Raw genomic sequence first — 3,128 nt, forward strand, 5'->3', positions numbered from 1 at the left:
ACGTGCCCCGGCCACCGAGGGAATCGTTCCGGCAGTGGTGGGCGGCGAACCGATGAGCTCACGAGACCGCATCCTGGCCCGCGTACGGTCGGCCCTGCCGGACGTCCCACGCGAGGAGAACCCCGACGACGTGCCGGTGCCGCGCGAGTACGAGCGCTCGCGGTCCGGCGTGGACGTGGTCGAGCTGCTGGTGGACCGGCTGACCGACTACCGGGCGCGGGTGCATGAGGTCGCCGACGTGGCGGCGGCCGTGGCGGAGGCGCTGTCCCGCCGCGACGCCCGGCGGGTGGCGGTACCGGCGGGCGTGCCAGAGGCGTGGCCGGGCTCCGTCGAGGCGGTCCGCGACGACCCGCCGCTGCCGAACGTGGAGCTGAACGGCCTGGACGGCGTGCTGACCGGCTGCGCCGTGGCGATCGCCGAGACCGGCACCATCGTCCTGGACGCCGGCCCGGACCAGGGCCGCCGCGCGCTGACCCTGGTGCCGGACTACCACCTGTGCGTGGTGCGGCGCGACCAGATCGTCCGCACGGTCCCGGAGGCGATCGAACGCCTCGACCCGTCCCGCCCGCTGACCTGGATCAGCGGCCCGTCCGCGACCAGCGACATCGAACTGAACCGCGTCGAGGGCGTCCACGGCCCGAGGACCCTGGAGGTCCTCATCGCCTGCTGAGGGGTATTGCCCAGCCTCGGCCTGCATACGTTCTCACGCCGAAGCCGGATCAGCGAACGCGTCGTCCAGAGCGACCGCAAAGAGACTCGGGTTCCACGCGTCCCCGCTCTCTCGACCGATACCAAGTGCCTTCTCGGTCGTCCCGAAATGGTGAGGTCGTTGCCGTGGTCGCGACAGACCTGGCCGGCTTCGCTCGCCCGCCGGATTCCTCATGGCCCTGAACGCCGGTGGCTCAGGATACGGATCAAGGCGTGCGCCCAGGTCCTCGGCGGTGGCGGACCGGCGTCGGTGAAGGCTCTGTCGGCTTCGGCGGTGAAAAAATCCTCAGCCTCGTCGCCTCCGGTGATGGCACCTCGCGCGGCGCGGGCCTTCGTCCAGAAGGCGTACATGTCGCGGCTCGCCATCAGCTGTCGGAGCGCGCTGCGCAGCTCGGCCAACTCGATCGTGTGCGCTTCGTAGGCCACCTTCTGAAGGTTGAGGATCAGATTGCAGTAGTGATCCTTCTTGGTCTCGGCGACGCCCGGTGCGATGGGTGGCCATACCTCGCGCAGCTCACGGTCGTCGATGGCCATCTTGATGAGGTCGATATGCAGTTGTCGCAGCGCGATCTCGCTGTTCCGCTGCTGCTCTTCTCTCGTGACGGTCAGTTCCTCCCGCTGGTTCTGGAGGTCGCGAGCTTGGAGGAAGAGCGTCAGGGCGATGCCGACGAACGCCACGCCCGAAAAGAAGACACCGACGGGTTCCAGTGCCTGTCCGACTTGAGACCACCGGTTCAGTGTCATGTCGTCCAGACGCAGGAGCATGAGGACGGGCACGAGCACACCGGCGGTCACCAGGGCTAAGCCGATCACCAGGGCGGTAGCGATGACCGCGGGTCTCATTACCCGGTGCCTCACCGCATGACCATAACAGTGACGCGGACGCGACTGCCCGATCTGTGAGCGGGGGAGAACGGCCGGCCGCCGGGCTAGAACTGCTCAGTCCGTGCTCGACCCGGATACCGCCGGAGCGGGATCGCGCCGTCGCGAAGCGCCAGAATCATCTCCTCCAGGCGAGCGAGGACATAGGGCTCCTCAATGAGCCAACCGCCGCTCTGCCACCCGACGTCTCCGGTGCCGTAGTCGTGGATGAGGGCTTCCCGCCGATCGAACAAGAGAACATCGAAATATTCGTCACTCGGCAGGCGAACCGTCGAATCACAGCGGACCACCTCGATGTTCTCGCCCATCTGGGCGCGGATACGGTAACTCAGCAACTCGTATTGCAGGTACGGGCTCAATGGCTCCCGCACAAGGCGTATCCGCGAATAGTCGATATGCCGTTTTTCGACATCCTCATAGAGCGGCCGGTCCGCCTCCGCTTCCCGCCGCAGCAGTTCGCGGGCGGTTTCCATATCGCCTCGTTCGTAAACCTCCTGTGATTCACAGGCGTGCCCCTCTCGGTACGCCTGCCAGCATTCGAGCTTCAGGAAACGTGACTCGGTCCGCGACCATGCCTGTGAGAACGCGGCGCCGAATCCATCGAGGTCGAGCCGTGTGCCGCTCGACACTGCCCACGACGGCGGAAGCATCTAACCTTCAGGGATGTCGTTCTTGGCGGCCGTGAGAGTGCTGCGGGGGACTCTCACCACGCGTTCGTTCGGAGCGCAACGTGCTCCGAACGTCTCAAGATCACTGATTTGATCGGTGATGTCCACACCGATGACCGCGAACGCACCATCTTCCAGTTCCACGATGTCAGGGGAACCACTGACACCTGTGGTGTTGCCAAGCTCAGCCGGACTCTTGCCGATGCGTCGAACGGCTCTCATCCGGTACTCCCCCGGTTGCGTCGCTGCAAGGTGGCTGCAGCGTATCACCCGCTTATTCCGGGTCGAGAAAACGCATATTTTGGCCATGTCATAGCACGTCTCCGGAAAGTCCACCATGACGGCGAATCCTGAGTATGTATTCGTCCACCGAACGCGGCTGGGCCGAGCCCCTGCGCTACGACGCTGGACCGCGTCGAGGGCGTCCACGGCCCGAGGAGCCTCGAAGTCCTCATCGCCTGACGCTCGGCCTCGCCCGACGCCCGGCCGGCCGGTGCCGGGTCGCTCGGGTGTTCCCCCGCGGACCTGGTGGCGTCGGCGTTACGGCGACCGTAGGTCGGCGAGCAGGGCCGGGAGCAGCCACTCCTCGCGGGCGGCGCGGTGTTCGCGGGCCATCGCGTTCGCCAGCCGGGGGTCCCAGGGAGTCGTCGTCCGGCTGCCCTTGAGGGGGGCGCCGCCGCCGGCCGTCAGGGCGTCGGTGTAGTCCCCGGCGCCCATTCGCCACGGCGTGGCGGCGTACCGTTCCGTCGCGGCGGCGGTCATGCGGACACCCGGCCAGTCGAAGTCGTTCCGCCAGTGGATCCGGGCGCCCGCGGCGGCGCCGAGCAGGCGGTGGCAGGCCGCCGACGGCCGGCCCTCCGTGCAGACCAG

Annotated in this window: 5 protein-coding genes; 1 reads left to right on the forward strand and 4 read right to left on the reverse strand. The window is 67.4% G+C overall.

Going from position 1 to position 3,128, the window contains the following annotated elements; genetic code table 11:
* Positions 1–52 precede the first annotated feature (52 nt).
* Positions 53–670: a LutC/YkgG family protein gene (locus tag ACFFNX_RS46140; protein WP_378212689.1), complete on the forward strand. Its 618-nt coding sequence runs from the start codon at positions 53–55 to the stop codon at positions 668–670.
* A gap of 209 nt (positions 671–879) precedes the next feature.
* On the opposite strand, the gene ACFFNX_RS46145 is transcribed toward ACFFNX_RS46140, so the two are convergent.
* The 4 genes from ACFFNX_RS46145 to ACFFNX_RS46160 all read right to left on the reverse strand — a co-directional run.
* A complete protein-coding gene (locus ACFFNX_RS46145) occupies positions 880–1,551 on the reverse strand; it encodes a DUF6082 family protein (RefSeq protein WP_378212683.1) in 672 nt (223 codons plus the stop codon).
* A gap of 86 nt (positions 1,552–1,637) precedes the next feature.
* On the reverse strand, positions 1,638–2,240 hold the full coding sequence (locus ACFFNX_RS46150; RefSeq protein ID WP_378212684.1) for a DUF6879 family protein: 603 nt from the start codon (positions 2,238–2,240) through the stop codon (positions 1,638–1,640).
* Positions 2,241–2,480, reverse strand: coding sequence for a hypothetical protein (locus tag ACFFNX_RS46155; RefSeq protein WP_378212686.1), 240 nt, complete (start codon positions 2,478–2,480; stop codon positions 2,241–2,243).
* Between the two features lie 318 nt (positions 2,481–2,798).
* On the reverse strand, positions 2,799–3,128 hold a 330-nt coding region (locus ACFFNX_RS46160; RefSeq protein WP_378212688.1), incomplete at its 5' end, for a DUF2399 domain-containing protein.

The sequence above is a fragment of the Actinoallomurus acaciae genome (assembly GCF_042429965.1).
Lineage (GTDB): Bacteria > Actinomycetota > Actinomycetes > Streptosporangiales > Streptosporangiaceae > Actinoallomurus > Actinoallomurus acaciae.

What these genes read in the sequence shown, in the direction of transcription:
- ACFFNX_RS46140 (WP_378212689.1), top strand. Translation starts at nt 53, where the DNA reads ATGAGCTCACGAGACCGCATCCTGGCCCGCGTACGGTCGGCCCTGCCG.
- ACFFNX_RS46145 (WP_378212683.1), bottom strand. Translation starts at nt 1,551, where the DNA reads ATGAGACCCGCGGTCATCGCTACCGCCCTGGTGATCGGCTTAGCCCTG.
- ACFFNX_RS46150 (WP_378212684.1), bottom strand. Translation starts at nt 2,240, where the DNA reads ATGCTTCCGCCGTCGTGGGCAGTGTCGAGCGGCACACGGCTCGACCTC.
- ACFFNX_RS46155 (WP_378212686.1), bottom strand. Translation starts at nt 2,480, where the DNA reads ATGAGAGCCGTTCGACGCATCGGCAAGAGTCCGGCTGAGCTTGGCAAC.